Raw genomic sequence first — 25607 nt, 5'->3', positions numbered from 1 at the left:
GAGCTGCCGGAACGGTCCACCATCGTCCGTGGACGTCCGGTCTCGGCCGCGTCGGTCGTCACCCAGCTAAGGGACGTCTCGTAACTGGTTGAAGGCGTTGCCCGGCACCGGGCTGGTGGTCAGCCGGCGAGGATGATGTTGTGGAGGTTGGCGATGCCGGAAGCGGCGTCGGCCAATGTGTGGGCGGCGCGGCGGTAGTCGCGCAGGATCTTGAAGCACTTCATCCTGGCCAGGGCGTGTTCGACCCCTGCTCGAACGGTGCGGTGTTCGATGTTGAGGGCTTCTTTCCAGTCCGGCAGAGTGCTGCCGTCGGCGGGCTTGCGGTACGGCATGATCACCTCCGGGTTACCGCGGTAGCCGCCGTCAGCCATCACCGGCCGCCCGTCCAGCTTCTCGGCGATGCCCGAGGTGCGGTAGACGATCGTGTCGTTGCGGTTGCCCGGCTGCGGGTCGCCGACGGCGATGACCAGACGGGTGCTGGCGTCGATAGCGACCTGCAGGTTCGTCGAGTACCGGTAGTTCTTACTCCGGGCGGCCAGCCGGTGATCGCGGGTGGGGATCAGAGTCCCGTCGACGATCGCGATCTGCTCGACCGGCCGTTTACGCACCGGCGCCAGGGCCAGCAGCGGCGCGAGAGTGTCGATGACCCGATGCGCAGCCGAGTGCGACACCCCGAACAGCGGGCCGACCTGCCGCATCGTCAAGTTCGTCCGCCAGTAGGTGGCCACCAGCAGCACCCGATCGGCCAGGTCCAGGGCCCACTGCCGACCCGGCCGGCCGTCAGCGATGCCGTCACCGCCACGCTCGGCGACCAGCCGGACCAGCCTGCGGAACTGGGCGGGCTGCAACCCGGTGAACGGAAAGATCCACTCAGAGTGGGCCGCGGTGATCACCTGCACCCAGGCATCCTGCCCGATCGTCCTCAACAGACAGACACCAGGGTTACGAGACATCCCTTAGTGCTCGCGAATGCGCGGCACCATTCCCCGCTCAACCAGTGCTCGCTCATGTCCAGTGCTGGGGCGAGATGGTGTGGCCCCTATCGGCTGGACACCTATGCGCACCTCAGCAGCCTGATCAAGCGACCGGTCGCAGATGCCGCAGCGTGCTGTTGGGGCGGTCGGGTTGGGTTGTCTCCCAGCGTCGCTGCAGCGCGTCAACAAGATTGGTGATCATGGGTTCGGTGACGTGGCTGTAGATGCCTCTGACGCCGGCGAGGCGGTGGCCGAGCCGTCGGGCCTGGGCGATCTCGCGGATGCCGTCTTCGATGAGCCAGGTCTTATGGGTGTGGCGTAGGTCGTGGAAGTGCATGCCGGGCAGGATCGGCGGGATGTCTCGTTGGGGATCGCCGGTGAGGGCGGGGGTCCAGGCGCGGCGGTTGAAGTTGGAGCGGCGTTGGTGGTAGCCGCGGGCGCCGGGGAAGACGGTGTTGTGGGGGTGTTCGGCGAGGTGGGTGGCGAGGAGGTTAGTGAGGAAGCGGGGTAGGCGGATGTGGCGGACGGAGTCGCTGGTTTTGGGTGGGCCGAGGTACAGCTTGCCTTCGACTTCGTGCAGGGCGCCGGTGTCGGGGTGGACGTAGATGCTGCCGAGGGTGAGGTCGAGGTTGTCTCGGTGCAGTCCGGCGATTTCGCCCCAGCGCATGCCGGTGTAGGCGGCAGTGAGGATCATGAGGCCGTCGGATGGGCGGGCTTGGCGGGCGACGATGGCGGCGACTTGTTCGGCGGCGGCGTGGGGTCGTTCGGCGCGGATGCCTTTGGGGATGCGGATTCCTCGGCAGGGGTTGAAGGGGATCCGGCGGTCTTCTACTGCTTCTTGCAAGACCATCGACAAGACCATGATCACGTCGGCGACGGATCGGGGTGCGAGGCGTTTACCGAGGGCGACGGCGAGGGTCTTGATGTGTTGACGGCGGATGTCGACCAGGGGTAGCGGGCCGAGGGTGGGCAGGATGTGCAGCCGCAGGTGGCTTCGGTAGGCGGCCCAGGTCGCGGGGGACGCCTGGTGGGTGGACTCCCAGATGGGCACCCATTCGGCGAGGGGGATCCGTCCGCCGCGAGGGTCGATGAACGTGTCGCGGGCGACTTCGACGTCGATCTCTTTGGCGCGGATGACGGCGTCGGCGCGCAGGTCATGGGTGGAGTCGGTGGTGACGGTGCCGTCGGTCATGCGGAGGCGGACGCGGAACTTCATGCCGCGTTGTTCCACCCAGGCCATGGGTTACTCCATTCGGTGCGGGTGCGGTGCGTCGGTGATGGACACGTGACTTCGCGGGTTGGGTCAAGGCGCCGCTGGCGGGCGGTGGCGCCGGTGGGTGCGGCGGCCGGTGGCCGGTTCGGCGGAGGCGGCGATGAGGGCGGCGAGGTCGGCGGCCGAGAAGCGCAGGTGTTTGCCGAGGAAGGTGCAGGGGATTTGACGGCGCCCAGCGCGGCGGCGTAGCCAGGATTCCGGGATGCGCAGCAGCGCTGCGGCTTCGGCTGGTGTGTAGAGGCGCGGTTCCTGCTCGTCGTGGTGTCCTGTCACGTGGGCGGGTGTGGGTGGCGGCGGTGAGCGCCGTCGGGGGCGGGGCGGGTTGTCGCGCACGGTGAGCTCCTCGAAGGCGCGGGTGGGGCGGGCTCTTCGCGGGCGGATGTCGGCCTGCGACGAGCCCGCGGGTGGTCAGTGGTGGCGGAACAGCAGGAGAGGGAGGGCAGCGGCGGGCAGTTGCCTTCACGCGACCGCCCCTCCCTCACCGGTGTCCTTCGGGGTCTCTGCGCCGGAGCCGGTGTGGCTCTTGGTGAACACGAGGACGTCCTCATGCGCGATCAGATGCATGGGGGTGCCGGCGGCCCGGGCTTTACGGACGGCCTGGAGTTGGAAGAACGACGGCCGGGCGACGAGCTCGCCGTCGCGGACGGCGGCGAGCAGCGCCACGCACCGGTCGACGGGGGTGAGGCCGGCGCGGATGCCGGCGCCGATGACGGCCGATGGGAGGTCGACGAGTTCGCCGTGCTTGCGCCACGGTCGGGCGGTCACGACGACGACGCCACCGGGGCGTAGGAGGGTGTGGCAGCCGGTGAGGATCTGGGTGAACCCGTCGGCGAGTCCGGTGAGGTCGCGGTAGGCGAGGTTTCCGCGGTCGGTGCCGTCGTTGTAGGCGTTGTCGAACTTCGCCACCCCGTCGGCGCCGGGCCGGACGAGGCCGTGCACGGTCGGTCCGTACGGCGGCGAGGTCACCACGAGGGCGACCTGCCCGGCCAGGGCGCCGGGTACGAGCGACAGGATGCTGGTGGCGTCGCCGCGGATGACGCCGGCCCGGCCGGTCGCGCCCTGGGTGTGGGCGTGCTTGATGTTGGCGTCGGCGATGTCGGACCAGCGGGACTCGTACTCCACGCCGATCGCGTCGCGGCCGGCGTAGATCGCCTCGACCAGGGTCGTGCCGATCCCACACATCGGGTCGAGCACCAGGTCCCCCGGCTGGGTGTAGGCGGTCACGGCGTGCGCGGCGATCGCCGGCAGCATCCGCGCCGGGTGTTGCACGGACTCGCGCACGTACCGGCCGCGGCGCTGGACCGGTCCGGTGGCCTGCGCGGTCGCCCACACCGACAGGCCCTCCGGGCCAGCAGCAGCCTGATGACCTCCGATCGGGTCGATGGTGAAGGGGGCAGTCGGTGTGCTCTGCTCGTCGGGGTCGCCGGCGGTTTCTGCGCGGTGCTTAGCCACGGCGACCACCGCCCTCGCGCCCGCCCCGTCGACGCGTGGCGCGGCTCTGGGCCTGGCTGAAGACCATCAGGTCCGCGTGGACTCGCAGGTGCGCCATCTGCCACCGCTGGTCGGTGGTGGTGAGGGTGAGCAGTTCCTCGTCGGTGACGTGGTAGACGAACGCGTCGCCGTCGGTGTCGGCGGTGACGGCGACGAGGTGCTGCAGGTAGCCCAGTCCGACGCCGGCGGCGGCCTGGACCACGCCGGAGAAGTCTTCCGGGCCGGTGGTGGTGCCGGCCGGGACGGTGACGAGGAGGATCAGGCAGCCGCCCGGTTGCAGCAGCGCAGCGCAGGCGGTCAGCAGCCACGCCAGCCGGACCCGGTTGGCGGCGGCGTGCTCGTGCAGGGGCCAGCAGGCGACCACGAGACTGGTCGCCTGCTGCAGGGAGTTGTCGGGTGGTGGGACGGCCGCCGTGTCGGTCGGTGGGTGCAGTTGCGGGTCGGTAAGATCGTCACCGAACCAGGCGCCCATCTCGGGCAGGTCGTCCTCCTCCCCCGGTTCCGCACCGACGGTGGCGCCGGCAGGCGGGGCCGCGGCGCCCGGGCCGATGATCAGGCTGGACGTGTCGGTGAACCACGCGGGGTGGTGACGGCGCGCTCCGGCCGCGCAGGCCTGGGTGAGGGCGTGATCGGTGGTGAGGTCGACGACCGTCTCGCCGGGGCGGCTGTAGGCGGCGATGAGGCGGCCGGCCAGTCGGGTGCCGATGCTGCGTCCGGCTTCGCCCGGGGTGTGGGCGGTGCGCCAGACGGTGAGCGGTACCGGCGGGTCGCCGGCGACCAGGTCGGTCGGTGTCGGGTCGACTTCGGCCCGAGGGCCGGTGTCGGCGGTGGGATCGGGATGCGGGTTGTGGTGCTGCGGCGTGTGCTCGCTCATGTGGTGTCGGCTCCGCGCCGCGCCGTGGTGCGCTGACACCCTCAAACCGGTGTTTGTCAGCCGTGGCGAACACCTGCCAATCTCACGGTGATCTCACGAATCTCTGACAGCCGGTTCCCGTCCGCTTAGCTGTCCTGGCCGCCGGGATGTTCACGCGGGCGCCAACTCCATGGGGTCGGATCACTATCGCGAGGCTGCCAGAGCCGTCGATCGTCCCAGTTCTGTCCGCCGCCCAGTGTCACGGCCACCTCGGCCACACCAGCGGCGTACGCCAATGACACGGGGTGCTGGCCGGCATTGTCAGACCGCTGTCCGCCTTCGCCGGACAGCAGCGGCGCCACCGGGGGCACCGGCTCCGGATCTGTCATTCGGACGGCGGCTCGTCAGACCGTCACGGCCCGGCGGACGGACGCTGTCAGCCGGCACGCCGGCGCACGCCACGCCCCGTGGACGCCGACAGGCGGGGCGTCCAGCCGATCGCGGTCTGCCACTGTTCGCTGTCAGGCACTGTGAGACGGGCTGGGAGGCGTTCGTCGGACCCGCGCCGCGGTGGCGCGTCCTCTCCCCCGGCCGCGGCTGCGGAGCATGTCCGTCCGTCTCTGGTCGTGTCAGCGCGCAGGTCAGCGTGGCGTATCAGAACGGTGCACGTCGACGTCGATCGTCAGTGAGCGGTGGTGTCGCGAGAGGCGACTGATGGCGTCGACCCGGCGTCCATGTCGGCCAGCCTGCGTTGTCAGGGGTCCGTGAGGCCGGGGTGGCTCAATGGCGGTCAGGCGTGCCGACTGCGCGGCTTCGGCCCGTCCCCGACATTCGTCTGAAGTGACCCCCTGAGACCGGACACCTCCTGACTTGGCATCCTGCCGAGGAGGAGGAAAACGCTGTGGCTCGACAGAGCAAGTACCCCGAGGAGTTCCGCCGCCAGGCCGCGGCGTTGGTGCTCGACTCCGGTCGCACGATCCGTGACGTGGGCCGGGAGTTGGGCGTCAACCACGAGACGCTGCGCAACTGGGTCGACCGGGTGCGGCAGGAACGCGACGGCGGCCGGCCCACCGACCTGGCCGCGGATGAGCGGGCCGAGCTGGTGCGGCTGCGGCGCCAAGTCGCCCAGCTGGAGCTGGAGAAGGAGATCCTGAAAAAAGCCGCGGTCTTCTTCGCACGCGAGACGGAGCGGTGAACCGGGCAGACGTGTACCGGTTCATCGACGCGGAGAAGACCACCTACCCGGTCCGTCTGCTCTGCCGCCTGCTCGGCGTCGGCCACAGCGCCTTCTACCAGTGGCTGCGCGCCGGTCGACAACGTGCCGCCGACCGGCAACGCCACGACGAACAGCGCGTCGAGGTCACCCGGCGGGCGTGGTCGGAGCACCGAGGCGTCTACGGCGCCCGCCGGCTCACCGCTGAGCTGCACGAGCGCGGTCACCGTTGGAACCGCAAGGCGGTAGCGAGACTGATGCGGCTGGCAGGGATCGAGGGCGCTCACCGGCGGCGGCGTGGCAAGCCCCGCCGCAAGGCCGCGTCCACGGCGACCGCACCGGACCTAGTCCAGCGGCAGTTCCACGTCACCGCCCCGAACCGGCTCTGGGTTGCGGACATCTCCTACCTACGCACCTGGGAAGGGTTCCTCTACCTCGCCGTCGTGGTCGACACCTACTCCCGCCGCGTCGTCGGCTGGGCGATGGCCGATCACCTGCGCACCGAGCTGATCCTCGACGCGGTCGGCATGGCCATCCAGCACCGCCGACCTGCCCGTGACCAGCTCATCCATCACTCGGATCGCGGAACCCAGTACACGTCGTTCGAGTTCGGCCGCACCCTGCGATCCTGCGGGGTCCTGGCCTCGATGGGCTCGGTCGCCGACTGCTACGACAACGCCATGGCCGAGACGTTCTTCGCCACCCTCAAGACCGAACTGGTCTACACCCGAGCCTGGCCCAGCAGGCACGAACTGGAAATGGAGGTCTTCTCCTACATCGAAGGCTTCTACAACCCTCGCCGACGGCACAGCCGTCTGGGTAACGTCAGCCCCGACACCTACGAGAAGATCCACCGAGAGTCCCTGACACACATCGAGGTGTCCGGACCATAGGGGTCACTTCAGCTGCACCAGATCGAGGCGGTCAGCCGGTTCGTCGACGTCACCACCGGCAGCGGCCAGTACCTCTACACTCTCGGCCCGCTCGGTGCCGTGGTCCACCCCACCCAGTTCAACGACCCCAACCACGCCGACGCCCGCGCCCCACGCACCAGCATCGACCGCACCGAACGCATCATCGGCAGCCGCCGCCTGGCCCACCTGCTCGGCACCAACCAGCTGTTCACCGACCTCATCAGCTACGCCCGCACCCACGAGCACGCCCGGCTGGCGCGCTGGTGGTCCGAGCAGCACACCACCGCCGCCTACGCCGCCGCCTCCTACGCCGCCGGCAGCGCTACCGGTGTCCAGCCCGACGGGCACGGCATCTGGCACGCCGACGGGCGCACCGTCGGGTTCTTCCTCGAACACGACAACGGCACCGAAACCCTCGCCACCGTGCTGCGCAAGCTGCGCGGCTACGAGCAGCTCGCCGGCTACGGGCCGCGGTACCCGGTGCTGCTGCGCGTCCCCGGCCGCCGCCGCGAACACCACCTCCTCGACGCCCTCGCCGGAGTGCCCACCGCCATGCCCGTCGCCACTGGCCTCCACGGCGACCACCCCGCCGGACCCGCCTGGACCCTCACCGCCGCCCCCCGGCAGCGCCGCTGGCTGCACGAACTTCCCTCCGACCACGGCCCGGACAACCCGGCCACCAACCCGCACCGCTTCCCCGACACCGACCCCAGCGACGCGACCCGCTGTGACCCTCAGCCGTAGTTGGCGCTTCCCAGCCGTTGTTCGCAGCTACGAAGTCATTCTTTGTCGGCCAGGATGAGCTATGCCGTTCGTTCGGCCAGCTGATCGCTGTTGGACAACTCCAACGACCGGCCGCAGCGCGAAGCCAGGACTTGGTCATGGGTAGCGATCACTAGCGTGGCGGCGCCCTCGGCCGCGCTTTCGACAAGGAGGTCAGCTACCAGTTCGCCGTTGGCGCGGTCGAGACTGCCGGTCGGCTCGTCCGCCAGGATTAGTCGAGGGTTGTTGATGAGCGCGCGGGCGATGGCCACTCGCTGCTGTTGACCGCCGGAGAGTTCCGAAGGCCGCGAATTGGCCTTGTGGGCCATGCCGACGCGGTCAAGCAACGCCAAGGCTTGCTGTCGGACCTCGGATTGCCGACGCCGATAAGGAACTGTGGGAACTATGACGTTCTCCAGCGCCGTCAGCGATGGGAGGAGATAAAATTCTTGGAAGAGCAGGCCGATCTTTCGTCGATATTCGGTGAGCTCGGAAGAGGACAGGTTGTTTACCCGCCGGCCGTCGACTGTCACGGTGCCAGCGTCTGGCTTCAGGAGGCCGCCAATGATATTCAGGAGGGTGGATTTGCCGGATCCGCTGGGACCCACGACGCAGGTTGGTGTCTTGGCGTCGAAATGGTAGGTCACTTCGTGGAGCACTGCTATGCGCTCGCCTCGTGACGAGTAGGTCTTGGACAGCTTGTCCAGGGTCACGGACGAGCCCGCGGGTACAGGTTGCATGGTCACCTGCCTTTTGGTCATTGCCGCAATGCCTCCGCTACCGAGACGGTCCGGCGGGACAGCAAGGCGATGCTCGCGGCGGCCATGGCAAGGACCATGGTGGTGCCGAGCACCGCGGGAGTCAGGGCAGCTACCGAGGCCGGAAAGGCTCCCTCCACCAGTGCGAGTGCCAGCACCACGGCGCCGCATCCGGTCACTGTGGCCGCCAGCGCCAGCGCAGCAAGCTCCAGCACGATGAGTTGCACCACGGTCCGCCGATGCCAACCCAGGGCTAGCAGGAGTGCGAGTTGTCGGGTTCGCTCCCGCAGGTCGTGGCGCAAGCCGATCGCCACGGACGCGAACGACAGCCCTCCGACCAAGGTGATCATGATTCGGTCGGAGGGGCCTGCTCTGAGGGAGATGGCTTCCCCCAGCAGCGTGCCCACCATGGCACGGTCGGTCGACTTGACGAGCGCTACTGTGATCAGTGTGGCCGCTGCCGCCACCGTCATGCTTCCGAGCGTGACGGCGGTGCGGCTCCGGGCTCCGGCAATCTGGTCGATTGCCATTGTCCAAATCTGCAACTGCCGGCGGGAACGACGGCTTCGTCGGTGCGGAGCCCAGCCCGGTTCACCTGTGCCGGCAACTGTCCCAACCACCGCTATGAAGTGCATCGCGGCGGCGATTGCGATCACGCCAGCTGCCTGTACCCAGTTGACCGGGCGCTCGACTGCGAAGCGCAACGTCGTGAGGACGGTGGCGACGGCAAGTCCGGCCGCTACCGAAAGGACCGATGTCTCGGCAAGGAGCAGCGTCAAGCGGGCCTTCCGCGACCAGCCGAACCGGGCTAAAACCGCCAAGTCACGACGACGGTCATTCGCAGCTGCAAGGGCGTTGGTAAGCAGGAAGAGCACGCCGGCGATCCCAGCGATCCCGGTAAACAGAACGTTCTTCCGCTCCACCGTCTCGATGACGGTCAAGACCGCGCCAGGCTTGGCCCAGTATTCGGTCAATGCGAGTTCTGGCCGACCGTGCTGTCCTGCCGGCAGGACAACGGTCTGCGCCTGCGGCGACGCCCCGAGGGTTACGTCGACGTCAAGCCCCGTCCTATCGGCAATAGTCGAGGCAACGACTCTGACCCTCTCCATCGACACCGGGTCGACGCCAGTCACGTCTCGTACACGGACCCGGACGGCACTGATTGGGTCTGTTCGCTTCACAACACACTTGGCCATGGAGATGGGAATGAGCATCGAGGCGGGCGCTGTGGAGTAGCCGGCGGGATTGCTGCTGGCCCGAAGAGCTTTGCCCCCCATTAGAGCGGCGGACTTGTCGTCGGCACCGGAGGCCAGCATGGGAAGGTACGTCTCAAGGGGCACCGCGGAGAGCGGTGAGAAACGACGTATTCGGTTTGGGTCGAAGCTGCCAACCCATCGTGCGATCCGTGGAGTGACCGCGTCGGGAGTGACAGGTTCGGCCGAATTGCTCAGCTCCCGAAACCCGTTGTCCCTGGCTAACTCCGGCTGTCCGGCCGCCGCGCCTGTCGCGGTCTCCCCGTAGCGGCTCACCGATGTGCGCCAGCTTCCGGCGTCCACCTGCTTGAACTGGGGTGTCAGTTGTCCGTCGGTCCGGCGGACGTAGTCCGGAGCGCTCGCCTGGATGATGACGTCCAGCCGTGTATGTCCTGACGCTGACTGGGCAGCTGCCGCGTAGGCGTCAGAGACGGAGTAGGTCCGGTTTGCAGGGTGGTCGACCGAAGTCTTGCGCAACTCGGCGGCCAGGTCGGCTGGCCGCTGGCCGGCTATGGGCCGCTCACCGGCCACCCGCGCCAGGTTCACCGACAGGCGCTCGTCAAGGTCGACGCGGTCCGGCGCGATGGCCGGGACACCCGACGGTGCAGCGCAGCCCGGATCCTTGGCAGGTGCTAGGTAGGAACCGCTACTCAGTGCTTGGTCGAGGCCCATCAGCTGTGCCTCCTGCCCGGGATCGATCGCTGCGACCGGCAGCCAAATCGGCCAGATGATGCTAAGCGTGGGGTTGTTTGAGCGGACCGGCTCGTGGCGTACCCCTTCCTGGTCGCCGGAGGCGCGAGCCGGATCCACGACGTCGGCGAAGTTCAGGAACGTCCCGTCCTGCAACGCCTGGATTACCGAGAACCGCGAGCCGGCCAGCGACAGCGACCCTTGGTCGTTGCGGTTGGCGGCGAACCAGGCAGCGTCCTTGCCGTTGAGCTGCCATGTCCCGCACAGCGGTTTCCAGCTGCCGTTCTCCTGCTGTTCGAGGTAGAAGTTCGGCACTTGGCGGTCGCTGCAGCCTAGATCCCACAGTTGCTGGTACGTCAGGCGCATGCCGTCCGGGGCTCGGTAGCTCTGCTGCCCGTTGGTGCCACTCACGCCGATTGTCTCGGGCACTGCGACCGGCCGCTTGGTGACGTACACGTACCGCGGGTTCCTCTCGGGGACCCGGGTGAGATCCGTGTCCGCGACCCAGGTGGGAAGGACCCTGATGATTTGCCGCGTCCGGGAGCGATCGATGGCGTCGCCGAGGTCAACGTCGATCCGGCCCTCGGACGAGGCGTAGCCGAGCATCGCGACGGGCGCGGCGACCTCAACGCCGGGCAGCCGTCGAATTTCCTCCCACTGATCGTCGGTGATTCCGCCGTGCAGTCCGGACAGATGGTTGGGACGGATCAGCCCAGTAGATTTCTCGACGGGTAGCCGAGAGTTCGTCGGCCGGACAAGGATGTCGTAGGCGGGACGGGCGTTCTGCTGGATCTGCCCGACGGCGTCCAGTCGGGTGGTGGTGGCGATGGCAGTCAGTTGAAGGACGCCTACCGCGGTGAGAACGATGCCCAACCACAGCGTGACGCTGCGTCCTGCCTGCCCCCGGATCTGGCTAAGCGCCATCCGCAGCAATGATCGGCCCTACTTCTCGAACTCGACTCGCATGTTCCACCGGACGGAGGCCGGCGCCTCCACGCGGATCGACAGCTGCTTACGTGTGGAGTACCCGATGCGGTTTCCCGATGGAGTCACGCCAGTCGTGATGCATTGGATCGGCAGACGTACGCCCGGATCAATGACAATCGTCATTAGTCCCCCAGTGCAATCGGATGAGATCCAGAGGCCGCCCGGGCCAACCTCGACGGTGGCGACGGTGGTGCCGCCGTTGCGCGCGCTAACCGTCGCCAGGGTGGTTCGGCCCGCCTCGGGTGCCGGAAGTTCCGGTACGTCGAGCGCCCTGTCTCGCGTCGGTGGTGCCTCGGCAGCACTGGTGGACGGGGTCGCGGAGGGCGGCGGGGGGGATTGGGGTGACGCCTCGCACGCAGTGGCCACAACGATGATTGACAGGGCGACCACGACGGAGCGTATTGGCATGATGAACATTTGATCAACTCCCGGTGGGCGGCAGACGGTGGGTGTCACCGACCTGGTGGACCGGTGACACCCAGCTAAATTCCTAGCCGCCCCACGTGTTCCAGCCGACGCGGGCCGGCATGTACGAGGTGATCCACGACGATTTCACGTTGCAGGATTGCTGCATGATCCCGTAGAGGCCCTTCGACTTCTGCCGCCAGACGCCGTAGTCGCCGTAGACATAGGTCTTCGGCCGGGCGGTGAGGGAGATCTCGTTGGTCACCGATGCGGTGAGGGAGGTAGAGACATTGACACCGAGGGATCCCTCGACGCCGGCGACGATGACGTCCACCTTGACACTCGCCGTCGAGGACAGCGAGTAGCTAACAGTGCCGGCGACCGTTGCCGTCAGCTTCACGGTGGCCGTGCTGTTCGTGCCGTTGTAGTTTTGGTATCCCGGTCCCACCCGGTAGTGGACCTGTCCCTGGTTGGTGATGGACCCGTAGGTGTGTTCGCTTGGGCAGCCCTGGATAACCGGGTCCGGACCCTTCGGCGCGGCCTGCGCTGCGCCCGGCGTGATGAGCAGCGTGGCCGTGGCAAGACCAGCCAGCGCGGCTCCTGCCGCTGGGCGTAGCATTGGAACTGTTCTCACTTCGATCCTCCTGAGACTCGTCCGTGGGAACATCACGGCCGCGGTGGTGGCACACCGCGGCCGTACCTTTCCCCCGTTTTCCTCGACCGGCTGGTCAAGGAGGTTCGATGATCATAGGGCGGCCGGACCTCTCGTGGTGGCCCCGCACGACACATCGACTGTCCGGGCTCGCCGCTCCCCTGAAAGCACTAGCTGTAATGCCCAGCAGCGTTGTTGACGCGGCTGATGGGTGGTTTGCCGCCGAGCGAGGTGTGGTTGCGGTGGTGGTTGTAGGTGTGCAGCCAGGCGGGTAGAGCGTCAGCGCGTTGCTGGTTGTTGGTGAAGGGTTGGGCGTAGGCCCATTCGTCGCACAGGGTGCGGTTGAAGCGTTCGGCTTTGCCGTTGGTCTGTGGTCGGTAGCGGCGGGTGAAGCGGGCGGTGGCACCGAGGTCGGTCAGGGCCTGGTGCCAGGCTCGGCCGCGGCGGTAGGCCAATGCGTTGTCGGTCATGACGCGTTCGACGCGGGTGATTCCGTGGGTGGCGAAGTGCTCGGCGGCGCGGCGGAGGAAGCCGGCACAGGTGTCGGTCTTCTCGTCGGGGTGGATCTCGGCGTAGGCGAGACGGGTGTGGTCGTCGATGGCGCAGTGCACGTAGTCGAAGCCGACACGGCCGGCGGTGCGGGCACGGCGGTGTTCCAGGCTGTCGCGGCCCAAGATGCGCCAGCCGCCGCCGTCGCGAACCCGGCCGAGTTTCTTGACGTCGACGTGGATCAGCTCGCCGGGCCGGTCGCGCTCGTAGCGGCGGATGAGCTGACCGGTGGGCCGGTCGAGCCAGGCCAGGTGGTGTAGACCGTGCCGCGTCAGAACGGCGTGCACCGTCGAGGCCGGCATCCCGAGCAACGGTCCGAGCCGGCGAGCCCCGAGTTTGCGTTCCTGGCGCAGTTGGCAGACCCGCGCCTCCAACTGGGCGGGCGTCTTGTGCGGCTGGTGGTGAGCCCGGCTGGATCGATCCCGCAGACCAGCGTCGCCCTCGGCCCGCCACCGCTGTAGCCACTTGTAGCCGGTGGCCCGAGAACAGCCCAGTTCCTTCACGACGTGGGCCACCGGCCGACCCTGGTCAACGACACGCGTGATGAGCAGCCGCCGGCCGTGGATGGTCAGCCGGGCATTACGGTGGGCCATGGAGACCTCCGGTTCCGTGTGGGCGTCAGCACCTCACACCTCGCCGGAGGTCTCGCCTCGTCTCAAGCCGCCACGCCGTCAACAACCCTCATGGGCATTACAACTAGCTCACGGTGAGGTCCATAGTCGGGATATCGACAGTCATGCACTCAATGCAGCCCCCTGATGCCGTTCCGTCCGACTCGACGAACACCAACGGTAACGGTAACGGTTTGGTAAAGCTGTTCAGGATGCGTTCGTCGGGGACTGTCCGGCTTGATCAGTCCCAGTGGCGGCGGGGTTCCGCCAAGTACGGCCGCTATGGCGGGCGCGGTGCGTGGCCCGGCGGCCACCCCTCCCCACTGGCGGCTTCCTACCGCTCGTGGGCGGCTGTGAGACCGACCCCATCTCCTAGTGCCCCCACCCGCGGAACCAGCAAGCCTCTGACAGTGCAGGTCAACCGCACTACTGACGATCAGGACCGCAGCCAGCGCTGACAGATCCGGCCGCTACCGTCATCGACACCACCTTCATATATCGCTCCACCCGGTCCGGTCCCACCTCGGGAACCACCGCCGCACCCCACGGTGTTCTCCGCCCACCCGTCTGCTCGGCCGGTCGGCGCCCGCGCCACGCGGCGACCCCCAGGTCGCACCGCACCACCCGCACCATCCCGATCCACCAGCAGCCACTCTGCTGCACCCATCCCCTGTTCGTCCCGTGAGTCGACCCATGTACCCCGGTGGGCCGGCCGCTTCCGCGCGCCCAACAGCCCGCCCCAACCGGAGGAGGAACCCCGAATGACCGCAACCGACGGTGCCGCGACTCCGCTGAGCCGCTACGGCACCCGCGTTCCGACGGTGACGCCCCGCCCGGGCCGCAAGCCCGCTCCCGCAGCCAACACCGCCAGCACCACGGCGCCCACCAGCCCGGTGGTCACGCCGACCGCGACGATCCACACCATGATCGTCTGCCTGCCCGACGGACTGCCGTCGCAGGCGCTGACCGCCACCCAGCTCGACCGGCACTTCGGCGTGTCCGGCACCCTGCAGCCCCGCTTCTGGGCCATCCCGGACATGTGGCTGTGGCAGCGGCGCGACCTGGTCGCGCCTCGCAAGGGACGTCCGGTGTACTGCGCCGGCGGACCGATCAAGCTGCTCGACCTCGCCGCCATGCGCCACGCCGCCGGCGTCGGCGCCGGCATCCGCCACCAACTGTGGCAGCAGGTCGTGCACGGCACCCGGCTGGCCACCCCGTGGCCGACCCTGCTGGCCCGCCACCTGGCGGACCCCGCCCGCTACCCGCGCGAGCGGGCCGAGGCGGACTTCCACCAGCAACCCCGCGTCAACGCGATGCGGATGCACAACGCGGCCAGCTACGGCACCGCCCGCCTCAGCCCAGGTGAGCTGGAGATGTTCCAGGCAGGCCCGATGGCCTACCAGCACTACAGCGCCACCACCGCCGTCTGTGGCGACGCCCTGCTCACGCCGGACGGGCACAAGCTCGCACCCGCGAGCGACGCCCTGACCCACCGGGTGACCTACCTCGAGCAGGCGATGCGGTACCTCGACACCGTCGAGACCGACCAGCGGCTGCTCGCCGTCGCCCTGTAGCACCACGGCACCGGAACCGGTCGGGCACCACCGCCCATCCCCTGCTTCCCTGGGGATCGGCGGCGACCCGACCGGCTCCACGCCACTCCACCCGCGCCGCGCCGGCTCCTGGCAGCAGACGCAAGCTCTACCGCCGCGCCCCTGAGGCTTCCCGAGCCCTGCGACGCACACCCCGCCACGACCAATGCGGCCACTGCCCCTACGCCACGTCCATTGCCACCTGAACCACGCCCGCCTGGGACCACGACCGACCCGCTTCTGCGGGCCACGCGTCGTCGTACCCGCGGGCCGGAGCAGCGTGGCGTGGACTAGCTGCCGGCCCCGTGCGGGCACCGCCCGGCGCCCCGGGCTGGGGCGCCTCGCAAGCCCGGCCAGCGAAGCGGCCGACCTTTCCCTCTTCCACACATCAGGAGGTTTCCCCACCATGTCCGATCGACTGTGGTTCCGCGTCGACGACGTCCTGCCGCTCGCCGAACACGCCGCCTCCACCGGCGCGCACCGTAGAACCCGGCAGCAGTACCGGGCCGGGGTCTCGGACCAGGCCGCGCTCATCTGGTCACACGACGCCGACGGTGACTGGTTGTCCTCCAACGGCGTCCCCCGCTGGTACGACGCCGACGGCGCCGACCACCGCGTCCGCGCCGAAACCTGGACCCACACCGCCACCGGCGCCACCGGCAACCCGATCCCTACCGACGACGGACACGGATTCCTGCCCCTGCACACCGAATACGTCGACGGCCGGCGGGACCTGCTCGACCTGCTCCGCTACGCCCGCCGCCACGGGATGCGCTGGTTCGGGCTGCACCCGGACCCGGCGAGCGACGTCCGCTACCGCATCTTCCGCAGCCGCGGCGACATCACCCCGCCGCTTGCCACCTGGACCCCGGCGACGGTGACCTGCGACGTGGTCGGCGGCGGCGCCTACCGCGCCATGGTCGCCACCGGCTACACCACCCTCTCCCGCGCCGGGGTGCTGTGCCGCTTCCCTCGGTTCGCGGTGCAGCGCATGGCCGCCCACCTCGACGCCCTCTACCCCGGGGACATGTCGGGAGAGCATCCCCGGCTGCGGTTCGACGGCGACGAGGTCACCGTCGAGTGGGAGGGCGACGACGGCCTGGGCAGCCGCTGGGTCGAGCACGACCGCGTCGTCCCGGATGCCAACCGCTGCTACGCCATCGGCGCCTACCAGTGGCCCTGGAGCCGGGTCGCGTCCGAGGCGACGACCCGCGCCACGGACCCGGAGGACCGGTCGCGGTGATCGTTGACGAGGTGTTCCATCAGCACGGCCACGGCACCTACGAGCTGACCCGGGTGCACCACATCGACGGGTACGTCCTGCGGGTGCGGGTCTGCCGCGATAGCTACGCCACGCAGAGCACGGCGGTCGCCGAAGTTCTCACCCCGCTGTTCACCTGGACGATCATCGCGAGCAGCCCCGGTAGTGGCTGGCACCGCACGACCCCAGCCACGCCCCCGGACGCGACACCGCTGATCACGGTCGCCGACGAGGTAATGCAGCGGGCCCGGCGGATCCTTCCCGTGCCGTCTCCGTTCACCACGCCCGGCCGCTAACCCGCCGAGACCACACCTTCCCGCGCCGCCCTGCCGGCCCGGTCGCACCTCGCGCACCAGCGGACGCCGTCCGGCGCCGCGCCGTCCGAGCCTCCATCCGCCCGCCGCATCAAGGCGGCTGGCCTGTGTGTCCGCGGTCCACCGTCGCTGACCCGCCTTCTCACTGGCACCACCTGGCCGATGCCCGGCCACCCGCGCACTCGCGCACACCCGGGCACGGCCGTGCCCGGGTTTCCCGCTCTTCAGAAGGGAACCCTCATGACATCCGCCACCAGGCCGGCCTCCGGTCGGCAGCCCACCATCGCCGTCATTGGCGGCAGTATCACCGGCCCGGTCACCGCGCTGCTGTTGCTGCACGCCGGATTCGACTACGTCACCGTCTTTGAGGCGGTTTTCCGACGCCGGGTCCGGGACGGTGCTTTGGCCACCGGCCATCGCCCCGGAGACCACGGACAGATGCAGGAGGGTCAACCCGCCGGGCTGACCCTCCTGCTGTTGCTACTCGCCGTCAGCTTTCAGCTCCGCCGGCTATACTCTGCCGGCGCTGCGCTGGCTCACCGCCCCCGATCCGGCCCCGGTCACCCAACGCGGACGCAACACCGTGGGTCAACCCGAGATTGACACCATCCGCGCCATGACCACGACCTACCGCCAGTTGGACAACCAGTACGGCGGCGGGCACGCCCGCGACACCGTCGCCCGCTACCTCCACCAGGAGGTGACCCCGCTGCTCACCGACGGCCGGTACAACCACCCCACCGGTCAACGGCTGCTCAGCGCCGCCGCCGAACTGGCCCAGCTCGCCGGATGGCAGGCATACGACACCGCCGAACACGGCATCGCCCAGCGGTACCTCACCCTCGCCCTGGACTTCGCCCACGCCGCCGGAGACGATGGCCTCGGCGCGGAGATCCTCGCGGCGATGAGCCACCAGGCCACCTACCTCGGCCATACCGCCACCGGCCTCGACCTCGCCCGCGCCGCCGGCCGAACCGCCCGCCGCGCCGGAATCCCCGTCCTGACCGCCGAAGCCCACGTCATGGAAGCCCACGCCCTGGCCAAAGCTAACGACGAACGAGCCTGCGCCACCGCCCTGCATCAGGCCGAACAAGCCCTCGACCGCGCCGACCGCAGCACCGACCCGCAATGGCTCAGCTACTTCGACGAGGCGTACCTGTCAGCCAAGTTCGGACACTGCTTCCACGCCCTCGGCCACACCACCCACGCCGAACGCTTCGCCGCCCGATCCCTGCGCATGGACAACCGCTACGTACGCGGCCGAGCCTTCAACCTCGCCCTACTCGCCAGCGTCCACGCCCACCAGGGACAACCCGACCGGGCCTGCGCCATCGGCGCAGAAGCCCTGACCCTGACCAGCCAGCTACGGTCCGCCAGAGCCGTCCGCTACCTGCGCGACCTGCAATCCCAACTCGCTCCACACCGGCGACTACCCGCCGTCCGGCACTTCAGCGGCCGCATCGACGCCACCCTCGGCCCCCGACGCTGACCCCTACAGCTCCCCGCGGGCCTTGCGCGCGACCAGCTCCAGCACTGCAATCACCGTGCCGGCACCAACGATCTCACCCCGGGACACCAGCCCGTACGCCTCGTCGAGCGGAATCCAGGCGACCTGCTCAGCCTCGTTGACGTCCACGGGTGTGCCGATGTGCTCGGCCTGCCGGGCGAGGAAGAGCAGATTCTCGGCGTCGGCAGTGCCGACCCACGGTTGGAAGGACAGCAACGGCTCCACCGCCTGGGGCCGCCAGCCGGTCTCCTCCTCGACCTCCCGCACCGCGCACTGCGCCGGGTGCTCCTCGTCATCGACATAGCCGCCGGGCAACTCCCACACCCACCGGTCGAACACGAAGCGGTGCCGCCGCATCAACAGCAAGCGCTCCCGGTCGTCCAGTACGGCGACCATGGCCGACCGGGGAGCCCGGATCACGTACTGCTCGAAACGCACCCCGTCCGGCAACTCCACCTCGGCGATACTCAGCCGCGCCCGCCGGGTGTCGTCCACGACCCGCTCGCCGTGGATGGTCCACCGGGTCAACTCCGTCGCCTGCTTCTCCACCACCTCGCCAGTATCCGCGCCGACCCCATCACCTGCGCGACAGTCGGCATCTGCTGGTCGCACCACCCCGGCGTTCGACCCCTCGCTTGTAGTTCCGGGCGCGTCATCCGGCGGCGTCCCGGACCGTCGCCTCGATCGACCGTCCGTGTTACACCGACCCCGGCCGGGTCCATCCAGGCCCGTTGCTGTCACGGCTGCTGTCGACGCCGCCATGCCTCGAACAGCTCGATGGCCGGCCAATGTCCATTAGCTCGGGCGTAGTCCAAGGGCGTGCGGCCTTCCCGATCGACGACGTCGAGCCTCGCACCTCGGATCAGCAGCAGGACGGTCACCTCCACGTGGAGAGGCCCACCTCTCTGGAGGGCACCATCACCCTCTACATCCACGGCATGATGCAGCAGAGTTATGCCGTGCTCGTCCGGGTCCTCGACGTCGGCTCCATCGTCCAGGAGCTGCGCAGCCGGGGCAGGTCTTCCATCTCAACGGCGTGATGAGTCGGGGTCACCCGCAAATCCTAGGCACCCGCGCTGCGCTGGTGCTCAGACGTTGAAGCGGAACATAGACGGGCGCTCGCATGACCGGCGGCGACCCAGTCGGCAGGCTTGTCACGCCACATCTTGGGCTTACGCTGTTAGAGCTCCTAACTCTTTAAGCGTTGGAGTCGGCGCCAGCAGATGATGGCGCAGGCGAGAGTGAGGAACGCTTCGTGGATGTCGTCGCGGATCTCCCAGCGGATGCGCAGGCGGCGGAACCAGTGCAGCAGGGCGATGGTCTGCTCGACGACCCAGCGTCGGGTGCCGAGCCCAGAGCCGTGTGGGACGCCGCGTCGGGCGATGACAGGTGTGATGCCGCGGGTCCGTAGCTCGCGGCGGTACTTGTCGAAGTCGTAGCCGCGATCGGCGTAGATGCGGTCGGGTCGCTGCCGGGGCCGGCCGCGGATGCCCTTGATGCGGGGGATCTTGTCGACCAGGGGCATGAGCTGGGTGACGTCGTGGCGGTTGCCGCCGGTCAGTGCCGTGGCGAGGGGGATGCCGCCCGCGTCGGTGATGACGTGGTGTTTCGAGCCTGGCTTGCGGCGGTCGACCGGGCTCGGACCGGTTTTGGGCCGCCCTTGAGCGCCCGGACGTGGGAGCCGTCGATCACCGCCCGGGACATGTCCAACTGGCCCGCGGCGCGGAGTCTGCCGAGCAACACCTCGTGCAGGCGCTGCCACACGCCAGCGTCGTTCCAGTCCCGCAACCGGCGCCAGCAGGTCATTCCTGAGCCGAAACCCAGCTCTTGGGGCAGGTACTCCCACGGGATCGCGGTGTAGAGCACGAACAAGATCCCGCACAGCACCTTGCGGTCATCGAGAGGCTTGCGGCCCGGGAACCGTCGCCGCCGGGGCGGACGGGGCGGCAGCAGCGGTGCGACCTCGGCCCAGAGTTCGTCCGAGACGACCCACGGCGGCTGCTCACCCCTCCTCACGTTCAGACAGAACGATCCTCGCGTCCCGAGGACACGCCCAACATCATTTCGTTAGGAGCTCTTAGTGGCTGGTTGCCGACGTTTCACGCTGTCTTGTGCCCCCTGTGTGCCCCCGAAGGCTCTTTGGCCGCCAAGCGGCCGAGCCATCGATGCGCATTCTCCAGGCCCACTTCGTTGTCGGCTGCGCTCGTGATTCCGGTCAGATCGTCGGTAACGACGCGACGGGCGAAGTAGTCAGCCTGCACCGCCCACCGAAACCGGAGCATGGCCAGCAAGCCGTGTTCCACCTCGGCGCGCGTCATCGTCTTGCTCTCTAGGTATGCCTCCACCAGGTAGTCCGCGTTATCGATGCCTCCGACATACATCACTGCCGACGCGAGGTCGTACAGCAGCGGACCGCTCATCGCGATACTCCAGTCGATCAGTCCGCACTCTCCCGTCTTGCGGTCGAGCCGGAATGCCTCTGGAGCCGGATCGGTGTGTAGCAGGCCCCACGACAAAGACCCGACATCAAGCGCCTCGTACCCCGCAAGGGCGGCCGCCACTGAGGGTCGAACCCAAGGACGAACTGCCAAATGTGGTGCCCGCGCATCGACCCAGTCAAACCGATCGGCATCCTTGATCGTCACGCTTCTAAGCGCTGCGTGCACTCGCGCCAGGGTTGCCCCGATCAGCCGTTGCTCGTCCGGGCTCCTGCCAAGCAGCCCGTTGCCTGCGACCCAGTTCAACAACCCGAGTGGCACTCCGTCGACATCGGCGACGACGCTTCCGTGCCTCGTCACTACCGGGGTGCCCGCCGGAACGCCTGCCGCCTCGACGTGAGCCGCGACCTCAAGGCCGCCCATGAAGGAACGGCGCGATCCCGGCGCAACCGCCTTGGCTACCCACCGTTCACCGCCCTCGGAGACGAACCACGTCGCCGAGTTCATTCCGCCGTTGTGCACCTGAACCGCCGCGTCCGCCAGTCCCCAATAGGCCGCGAGACACGCACACAGCTTCCCATTATCGATCACCAGCACGAGTCAAACACCATTCACCGCAACTGGCTACGAACTTCTGACCTCACCGCGTGCCCACCTCGCCATCCCGTCGGCCATCGACCCGCCCTCCGGGGAGCGGGCCACCGCCCGGCCCGCCACGTCAAGCGGACCTTGACGCCCGATGGACGCTGGCGGGTCGGGCGGTGGTCTGCTCGGCTCGCCCGGGTCGATGGCAGGCGGGATGGCCCACTGCAACCACCCACGGACCGTGACCCGCCGACGGGGCCCCGGCCATCCTGGAGCCGGAGCGCCCCCGCCGGAGGCGCAGTAACCGCAACCCCGCAGCCGCCACAGCTCGCCCACGCGGCCGGCGTGCGCTCCCCTACGCCGCGCGGGCTCGTGGCCGCGCGGCCCGGCCGGCTGCCGGCCCAACCTCTCACCCGGTCAACGTTGCTGTCGTCATGCGACGGCCCCTCCGGGCTTCCCGCTATCCGCGCCAGCCGCCGGGCGTGTTGCGTGGCCGGAGTCGGAGCGCCAGCGGAGCGACGGACGCGCGCCCAGGCGGCGGCGCGTGCGGCCCGTTGCGGGCCGCCTTGATAGACGTACAGAAAGTCCTCCCACACAAGCCGGCAGTCAGCCCGGCCACGCACGAAAACGGGGTCCGGGTCGCATAGGACACCCCACCGTTTCGCCGCCGCCCTGCAAAGATGACGGCATGGAACGCTTCGAGGGCCGGTGCTGGCTGGACTGGTGGGCGAACTCATCCACCGTCCTCGGCAGCGTCAAGGTGGCCATCGTGATTGCCGCCGTCACCGGCGGCTGGGAGGCCGACGGCCGCCTCGTCAGCGCAAGCGACGAGGACCGCGAGGCGTTTGCGTTCCTCTGCGAACTCGATCCGGTCTTCACGCTGCGATTCGAAGACGGAAGCGCTCTCGCCGTCACCGTGCAACCCACGGATGGGCATCGCCGCTTCACCCTCACTGAGTACACCGGTCCGGTTCAGCAAGCGGTCGTCAACCGCATCGCTCTGCAGGCAAACCGAACCTGATTGCTCGACGTCAGTTTCGCGTTACGTTGACGTGTCGGTACCCGGTGCTACTCTGGCGCTCGTCGAGGACGCTGGCGCGGCCTTCCCGCCGGATCGCTGGACTCGATGACGGAGATGCCGAGCGGCCTTACTGCCGCCGATGCGGGCCACGCCCCCGCCGGCTCTCGATCGCACCGGCGCTATGCCGGCTTTCCGAATCCGCTGAGCGGCCCGGCACGGTCCTCCTGCCGTCCACGATGGCCCGGATTCGCGCACCTCCACGGGTGGGGGCAGCCTGCGGCAACCCGCCGGATGCCGATATCCCAGGCTCCCTACCCGTGCCGGCACTTGATCACCGAGTCCTCGAGCGTGGAAGGACATGACCCATCGGCGGGAAGTGGCATCGCCACGATTCCGCCCTCCGGCGTCAGCCGCCCTCTCGGCGGTGCCAGGAGACACGACGAACACCACCAGCGGACAGGCGTCCACGGCTGGTGGTGCTTCGTCTCCCGTCCCTGCCACCCCTAAAGAGGAGACAGCCATATTCACCACCTACCGCCCCGGCCTCGCCGCCGGTCGTGACGCCCAGGCCCTGCACCGCGCCGCTACGCCGGAGTTCTCCGGCTGGCTGGAGCACACCCGCCCCGCCGGCGGCTGTGCTCGCCCGGTCCGCCTCAGCGGCACGATCGCCGCCGTCGACCGGAACACCGGCCGAGTCCTGAGCGAGCAGCACACCGACGAGCTGCCCGACCGGACGCTGTACAAGGCGTGCGGCAACCGCCGCGAATCGGCGTGCCCCGACTGCGCCTGGGTCTACCAGGGCGACGCCTACCAAGTCGTCTGTCGCGGCCTGACCGGCGGCAAGGGCATCCCCGCCTCGGTCGGCCGACACCCGGTCGTCTTCGCCACCTTCACCGCCCCGTCCTTCAGCCCGGTCCACCACCGCCACGTTCCCCGTCATACCTGCCGCCACCGGCAGCGCTGCGACTGCCGACCCGCCCCCTGCCGCGCCCGCAGCAACGCCGGAACCTGCCCGCACGGGCAGCCCATAGCGTGCTTCGCCCGCCACGACGCCGACGATCCGCGGCTCGGCCAGCCGTTGTGCCTCGACTGCAACGACCACGCCCACCAGGTCGTCTGGAACCACTTCTCCGGCGAGCTGTGGCGACGCACCAAACAGGCCGCCGAACGCCACGTCGGCGCAACGTGCCGTCGACGCGGCATTCCGAAGCTCGGCATCGTCACCGCCTCCGGCAAGGTCCGCTGGGTGCCGCCCGTGCGGGTGTCCCACGGCAAGGTCGCCGAAATGCAACGCCGGGGAGCGGTGCACTTCCACGTCCTGTTGCGCCTGGACGGCGTTGACCCCGACGACCCGGACGCCCTCGTACCGCCACCGGCCGGCATCACCGTCGACGACCTGGAAGACGCGATCCACGCCGCCGCCCGGCAGATCACCGTCACCACACCCCCGCACCCCGACCAGCCGCAAGGCTGGCTGGTCACCTGGGGCGAGCAGGTCGACGTCCGACGCATCAACACCGTTGGCGGCGAGCTGACTGACGGCAAGGTGGCCGCCTACCTCGCCAAGTACGCCACCAAGGCCACCGAAGCCACCGGCCACTCCTCCACCCGACTCACCACGGCCACGATCGACGACTACGCCGACCCCGGAGGCGACCACGTCGCCCGCCTCATCGACGCCTGCTGGCACCTCGGCCGCCCCACCCACACCGATGTGACCGGCGGCGCCGCAACCGGCGACCACCGTCAAGCCAGCCTTGACACCAAACCGAACCCTTACACCGGACTGCGGCGCTGGGCGCACATGCTCGGATTCGGCGGCCACTTCCTCACCAAAGCCCGCCGCTACTCCGTCACCTTTGGCCAGCTCCGCGCCACCCGCACCACCTACCGCCGCGAAGAGGACGACGAACCGGCCGACACGATCAGCGTCGGCACCCTCACCTACCTCGGCTCCGGCTGGCTCACCGAAGGTGACGCCCTGCTCGCCAACACCGCCGCGCGGCAGCGACGCGAGAGCAGACGCATCGGCCGGGAAGAACTCGCCCACGAAACTTGGGTGGCCGCATGAGCCGAGACCTCACCCCGCGCTGGTACTCCCCCGCTGAGGTCGCCGTGCTGCTCGGCTTCGGCATCTCCAAGATCAAGATGAAGATCGCCACCGGCGAGCTGCGCTCCATCAAGGACGGCAAGTACCGCCGCGTCCTCCCCGAATGGGTCGACGACTACATCCGCGAACAGGTCGAACGCCAGGAGGCCGCCTGATGCCCGGACGCGCCCGAGCCAACGGCGAAGGCTCGATCTTCCCGTACCGCTACGGCTTCGCCGCGTACGTCTGGGTCACCAAGGCCGACGGCCGGCGCACCCGCAAGTACGTCTACGGCAAGACCCGCGAAGCCGTCCACGACAAGTGGATCAAACTGCACCAGCAGGCGAAGCAGGGACCAGTAGCAACGAGCGTGCCGACGGTCGGCACCTTCCTCACCTACTGGCTGACCGAGATCATCCAGCCGAACCGGGCACCCCTGACCTACGCCACCTACGAAACCTTCGTCCGCCTCTACATCTCCCCCGGCCTCGGAGCGAAGCGGCTCGACCGACTCCAGTCCCGCGACGTGCAGACCTGGATCAACCAGGTCGCCCGCACCTGCCAGTGCTGCGCACAAGGCAAGGACGCCGCCCGCCCGAAGCACAAGCGCCGCTGCTGCGCGGTCGGCCGCTGCTGCCAAGCAGTCCCGTCGACGCGGACGGTCAGCGACATCCGGGCCGCGCTGCGGGCCGCCCTCACCCACGCCCAGGCCGAAGACCTGATCACCAAGAATCCCGCCGTGCCGGTCACCCTGGCCACGGTCCGCCGTCGGCGGGGTAGGTCCTGGTCGAGCGACGAGGCACGGAAGTTCCTGGAGTCCGCGAAAGCCGACGACGACCCGCTCTACGCCGCCTACGCCCTGGTCCTCGTCACCGGTCTCCGCAAGGGCGAAGCGCTCGGACTCACCTGGAAGGACGTCGACCTCGACGCCGGGGAACTGACCATCGGCCGCCAGCTCCAACGCGTACGCGGACAGCTCCTGCACCGCGACACCAAGACCCAGGCATCCGACGCCACCCTCCCCCTGCCCGACATCTGCCTCACGGCCCTGAAACTGCGGAGCGAGCAACGCGACGAGGCGAGAGCAGCCGCCGGCAAGGCGTGGCACGAAAGCGGACTCGTCTTCACCACCCGCTACGGCACACCGATCGAGCCGCGCAACTTCCAACGCTCCTGGCAGACGAGGTGCGAGAAAGCAGGCGTCAAGCCGATCACGGTCCACGACGCCAGACGTACCTGCGCCACACTGCTGGCCGACCTCGACGTCCACCCCAGAGTCGCCATGCAGGTGCTCAGGCACGCCCGCTTCTCGGTAACGATGGAGATCTACACGCAGGTCACATCGACAAAGACGAGAGACGCACTCAAGCGCCTCGGCGAATCCCTGAGCCGCTGACGAGAACTGCTGTACAAAG

The 25607-nt window shown here is 68.9% G+C and carries 22 protein-coding genes and 2 pseudogenes; 12 read left to right on the top strand and 12 right to left on the bottom strand.

The genetic code is table 11. From position 1 onward, the window contains the following. Nucleotides 1-119: 119 nt before the first annotated feature. The 5 genes from ACN27D_RS24875 to ACN27D_RS24855 all read right to left on the bottom strand — a co-directional run bounded on the left by ACN27D_RS24875 (nucleotide 120) and on the right by ACN27D_RS24855 (nucleotide 4612). Nucleotides 120-899 (bottom strand): transposase family protein, encoded by a 780-nt coding sequence (locus ACN27D_RS24875; RefSeq protein WP_421498245.1) that lies wholly within the window; start codon nucleotides 897-899, stop codon nucleotides 120-122. A 178-nt stretch (nucleotides 900-1077) separates the two neighbouring features. Beyond that, nucleotides 1078-2214: a tyrosine-type recombinase/integrase gene (locus ACN27D_RS24870; protein WP_421500106.1), complete on the bottom strand. Its 1137-nt coding sequence runs from the start codon at nucleotides 2212-2214 to the stop codon at nucleotides 1078-1080. A gap of 63 nt (nucleotides 2215-2277) precedes the next feature. Beyond that, entirely contained in the window at nucleotides 2278-2580 is a 303-nt protein-coding gene (locus tag ACN27D_RS24865) for a helix-turn-helix domain-containing protein (RefSeq protein ID WP_421500105.1), read from the bottom strand. Between the two features lie 126 nt (nucleotides 2581-2706). Beyond that, a complete protein-coding gene (locus ACN27D_RS24860; RefSeq protein ID WP_421500104.1) occupies nucleotides 2707-3708 on the bottom strand; it encodes a TRM11 family SAM-dependent methyltransferase in 1002 nt (333 codons plus the stop codon). Next, the gene (locus ACN27D_RS24855) at nucleotides 3692-4612 is read right to left on the bottom strand and encodes a hypothetical protein (protein ID WP_421500103.1); all 921 of its coding nucleotides are present in this window, start codon (nucleotides 4610-4612) and stop codon (nucleotides 3692-3694) included. Before ACN27D_RS24855 ends, ACN27D_RS24860 begins: the two co-directional genes overlap by 17 nt. A gap of 880 nt (nucleotides 4613-5492) precedes the next feature. On the opposite strand from ACN27D_RS24855, the gene ACN27D_RS24850 reads away from it, so the two are divergent. The 3 genes and pseudogenes from ACN27D_RS24850 to ACN27D_RS24840 all read left to right on the top strand — a co-directional run. Further along, nucleotides 5493-5786 carry a transposase gene (locus ACN27D_RS24850; protein WP_421498225.1) on the top strand — a complete coding sequence of 98 codons (294 nt, stop codon included), beginning with the start codon at nucleotides 5493-5495 and terminating at the stop codon, nucleotides 5784-5786. Then, a complete protein-coding gene (locus tag ACN27D_RS24845; protein WP_421498224.1) occupies nucleotides 5783-6697 on the top strand; it encodes an IS3 family transposase in 915 nt (304 codons plus the stop codon). Before ACN27D_RS24850 ends, ACN27D_RS24845 begins: the two co-directional genes overlap by 4 nt. A gap of 12 nt (nucleotides 6698-6709) precedes the next feature. Next, nucleotides 6710-7462 (top strand): annotated as a pseudogene (locus ACN27D_RS24840) (replication-relaxation family protein); the annotation flags it as partial. A 59-nt stretch (nucleotides 7463-7521) separates the two neighbouring features. Here the strand turns inward: ACN27D_RS24840 and ACN27D_RS24835 are convergent. From ACN27D_RS24835 to ACN27D_RS24820, 4 genes are all read right to left on the bottom strand, one after another. After that, nucleotides 7522-8193: an ABC transporter ATP-binding protein gene (locus ACN27D_RS24835; protein ID WP_421500102.1), complete on the bottom strand. Its 672-nt coding sequence runs from the start codon at nucleotides 8191-8193 to the stop codon at nucleotides 7522-7524. A 44-nt stretch (nucleotides 8194-8237) separates the two neighbouring features. Beyond that, nucleotides 8238-11105, bottom strand: coding sequence for an FtsX-like permease family protein (locus ACN27D_RS24830; protein WP_358175736.1), 2868 nt, complete (start codon nucleotides 11103-11105; stop codon nucleotides 8238-8240). A 553-nt stretch (nucleotides 11106-11658) separates the two neighbouring features. Continuing rightward, nucleotides 11659-12207 (bottom strand): DUF6426 family protein, encoded by a 549-nt coding sequence (locus ACN27D_RS24825; protein WP_358175733.1) that lies wholly within the window; start codon nucleotides 12205-12207, stop codon nucleotides 11659-11661. A 188-nt stretch (nucleotides 12208-12395) separates the two neighbouring features. Next, the gene (locus ACN27D_RS24820) at nucleotides 12396-13367 is read right to left on the bottom strand and encodes an IS481 family transposase (protein ID WP_421500101.1); all 972 of its coding nucleotides are present in this window, start codon (nucleotides 13365-13367) and stop codon (nucleotides 12396-12398) included. Between the two features lie 779 nt (nucleotides 13368-14146). On the opposite strand from ACN27D_RS24820, the gene ACN27D_RS24815 reads away from it, so the two are divergent. The 4 genes and pseudogenes from ACN27D_RS24815 to ACN27D_RS24800 all read left to right on the top strand — a co-directional run. Then, the gene (locus ACN27D_RS24815; protein WP_421500100.1) at nucleotides 14147-14959 is read left to right on the top strand and encodes a hypothetical protein; all 813 of its coding nucleotides are present in this window, start codon (nucleotides 14147-14149) and stop codon (nucleotides 14957-14959) included. Nucleotides 14960-15383: 424 nt separating this feature from the next. Beyond that, a complete protein-coding gene (locus ACN27D_RS24810) occupies nucleotides 15384-16220 on the top strand; it encodes a hypothetical protein (protein ID WP_358175727.1) in 837 nt (278 codons plus the stop codon). Then, nucleotides 16217-16534 carry a hypothetical protein gene (locus ACN27D_RS24805; protein ID WP_421500099.1) on the top strand — a complete coding sequence of 106 codons (318 nt, stop codon included), beginning with the start codon at nucleotides 16217-16219 and terminating at the stop codon, nucleotides 16532-16534. Before ACN27D_RS24810 ends, ACN27D_RS24805 begins: the two co-directional genes overlap by 4 nt. Before the next feature lie 511 nt (nucleotides 16535-17045). Then, a pseudogene (locus tag ACN27D_RS24800) lies at nucleotides 17046-18041 on the top strand (XRE family transcriptional regulator); the annotation flags it as partial. A gap of 3 nt (nucleotides 18042-18044) precedes the next feature. Here the strand turns inward: ACN27D_RS24800 and ACN27D_RS24795 are convergent. Next, nucleotides 18045-18611, bottom strand: a complete 567-nt coding sequence (locus ACN27D_RS24795; RefSeq protein ID WP_114919827.1) for an NUDIX hydrolase — start codon at nucleotides 18609-18611, stop codon at nucleotides 18045-18047. Nucleotides 18612-18790: 179 nt separating this feature from the next. Here ACN27D_RS24795 and ACN27D_RS24790 point away from each other — a divergent pair, with 179 nt between their 5' ends. Continuing rightward, nucleotides 18791-19099: a hypothetical protein gene (locus tag ACN27D_RS24790; protein WP_162881519.1), complete on the top strand. Its 309-nt coding sequence runs from the start codon at nucleotides 18791-18793 to the stop codon at nucleotides 19097-19099. 149 nt (nucleotides 19100-19248) lie between these two features. Here the strand turns inward: ACN27D_RS24790 and ACN27D_RS24785 are convergent. Next, nucleotides 19249-20075 (bottom strand): IS5 family transposase gene (locus tag ACN27D_RS24785; RefSeq protein WP_085985943.1). Its coding sequence is split into 2 segments (ribosomal slippage): nucleotides 19249-19712 and nucleotides 19712-20075, totalling 828 coding nucleotides; the frame shifts between segments, so codons are not numbered across the junction. A gap of 83 nt (nucleotides 20076-20158) precedes the next feature. Next, nucleotides 20159-21094 carry a phosphotransferase enzyme family protein gene (locus ACN27D_RS24780; RefSeq protein WP_114919826.1) on the bottom strand — a complete coding sequence of 312 codons (936 nt, stop codon included), beginning with the start codon at nucleotides 21092-21094 and terminating at the stop codon, nucleotides 20159-20161. A gap of 676 nt (nucleotides 21095-21770) precedes the next feature. Here ACN27D_RS24780 and ACN27D_RS24775 point away from each other — a divergent pair. The 4 genes from ACN27D_RS24775 (at nucleotide 21771) to ACN27D_RS24760 (ending at nucleotide 25588) form a co-directional block, all read left to right on the top strand. Further along, nucleotides 21771-22103, top strand: coding sequence for a hypothetical protein (locus tag ACN27D_RS24775; RefSeq protein ID WP_184977077.1), 333 nt, complete (start codon nucleotides 21771-21773; stop codon nucleotides 22101-22103). A gap of 520 nt (nucleotides 22104-22623) precedes the next feature. Further along, nucleotides 22624-24174 (top strand): replication initiator, encoded by a 1551-nt coding sequence (locus ACN27D_RS24770; protein WP_184977841.1) that lies wholly within the window; start codon nucleotides 22624-22626, stop codon nucleotides 24172-24174. Then, nucleotides 24171-24368: an excisionase family DNA-binding protein gene (locus ACN27D_RS24765; RefSeq protein WP_184977078.1), complete on the top strand. Its 198-nt coding sequence runs from the start codon at nucleotides 24171-24173 to the stop codon at nucleotides 24366-24368. Before ACN27D_RS24770 ends, ACN27D_RS24765 begins: the two co-directional genes overlap by 4 nt. After that, nucleotides 24368-25588, top strand: coding sequence for a tyrosine-type recombinase/integrase (locus ACN27D_RS24760; protein WP_184977079.1), 1221 nt, complete (start codon nucleotides 24368-24370; stop codon nucleotides 25586-25588). The genes ACN27D_RS24765 and ACN27D_RS24760 overlap by 1 nt, the downstream gene beginning before the upstream one ends. Nucleotides 25589-25607: the final 19 nt, after the last annotated feature.

This window comes from Micromonospora sp. WMMD1274, assembly GCF_049179035.1.
GTDB lineage: Bacteria > Actinomycetota > Actinomycetes > Mycobacteriales > Micromonosporaceae > Micromonospora > Micromonospora tulbaghiae.
Note: the sequence above shows the minus strand (reverse complement) of the source record. Positions and strands in the feature narration are given on the sequence as shown.

Bases quoted from the DNA above. Each gene is read 5' to 3' on its own strand.
- ACN27D_RS24820 (WP_421500101.1), bottom strand. From the start codon at position 13,367: ATGGCCCACCGTAATGCCCGGCTGACCATCCACGGCCGGCGGCTGCTC.
- ACN27D_RS24760 (WP_184977079.1), top strand. From the start codon at position 24,368: ATGCCCGGACGCGCCCGAGCCAACGGCGAAGGCTCGATCTTCCCGTAC.
- ACN27D_RS24810 (WP_358175727.1), top strand. From the start codon at position 15,384: ATGTCCGATCGACTGTGGTTCCGCGTCGACGACGTCCTGCCGCTCGCC.
- ACN27D_RS24765 (WP_184977078.1), top strand. From the start codon at position 24,171: ATGAGCCGAGACCTCACCCCGCGCTGGTACTCCCCCGCTGAGGTCGCC.
- ACN27D_RS24775 (WP_184977077.1), top strand. From the start codon at position 21,771: ATGGAACGCTTCGAGGGCCGGTGCTGGCTGGACTGGTGGGCGAACTCA.
- ACN27D_RS24830 (WP_358175736.1), bottom strand. From the start codon at position 11,105: ATGGCGCTTAGCCAGATCCGGGGGCAGGCAGGACGCAGCGTCACGCTG.
- ACN27D_RS24855 (WP_421500103.1), bottom strand. From the start codon at position 4,612: ATGAGCGAGCACACGCCGCAGCACCACAACCCGCATCCCGATCCCACC.
- ACN27D_RS24815 (WP_421500100.1), top strand. From the start codon at position 14,147: ATGACCGCAACCGACGGTGCCGCGACTCCGCTGAGCCGCTACGGCACC.
- ACN27D_RS24870 (WP_421500106.1), bottom strand. From the start codon at position 2,214: ATGGCCTGGGTGGAACAACGCGGCATGAAGTTCCGCGTCCGCCTCCGC.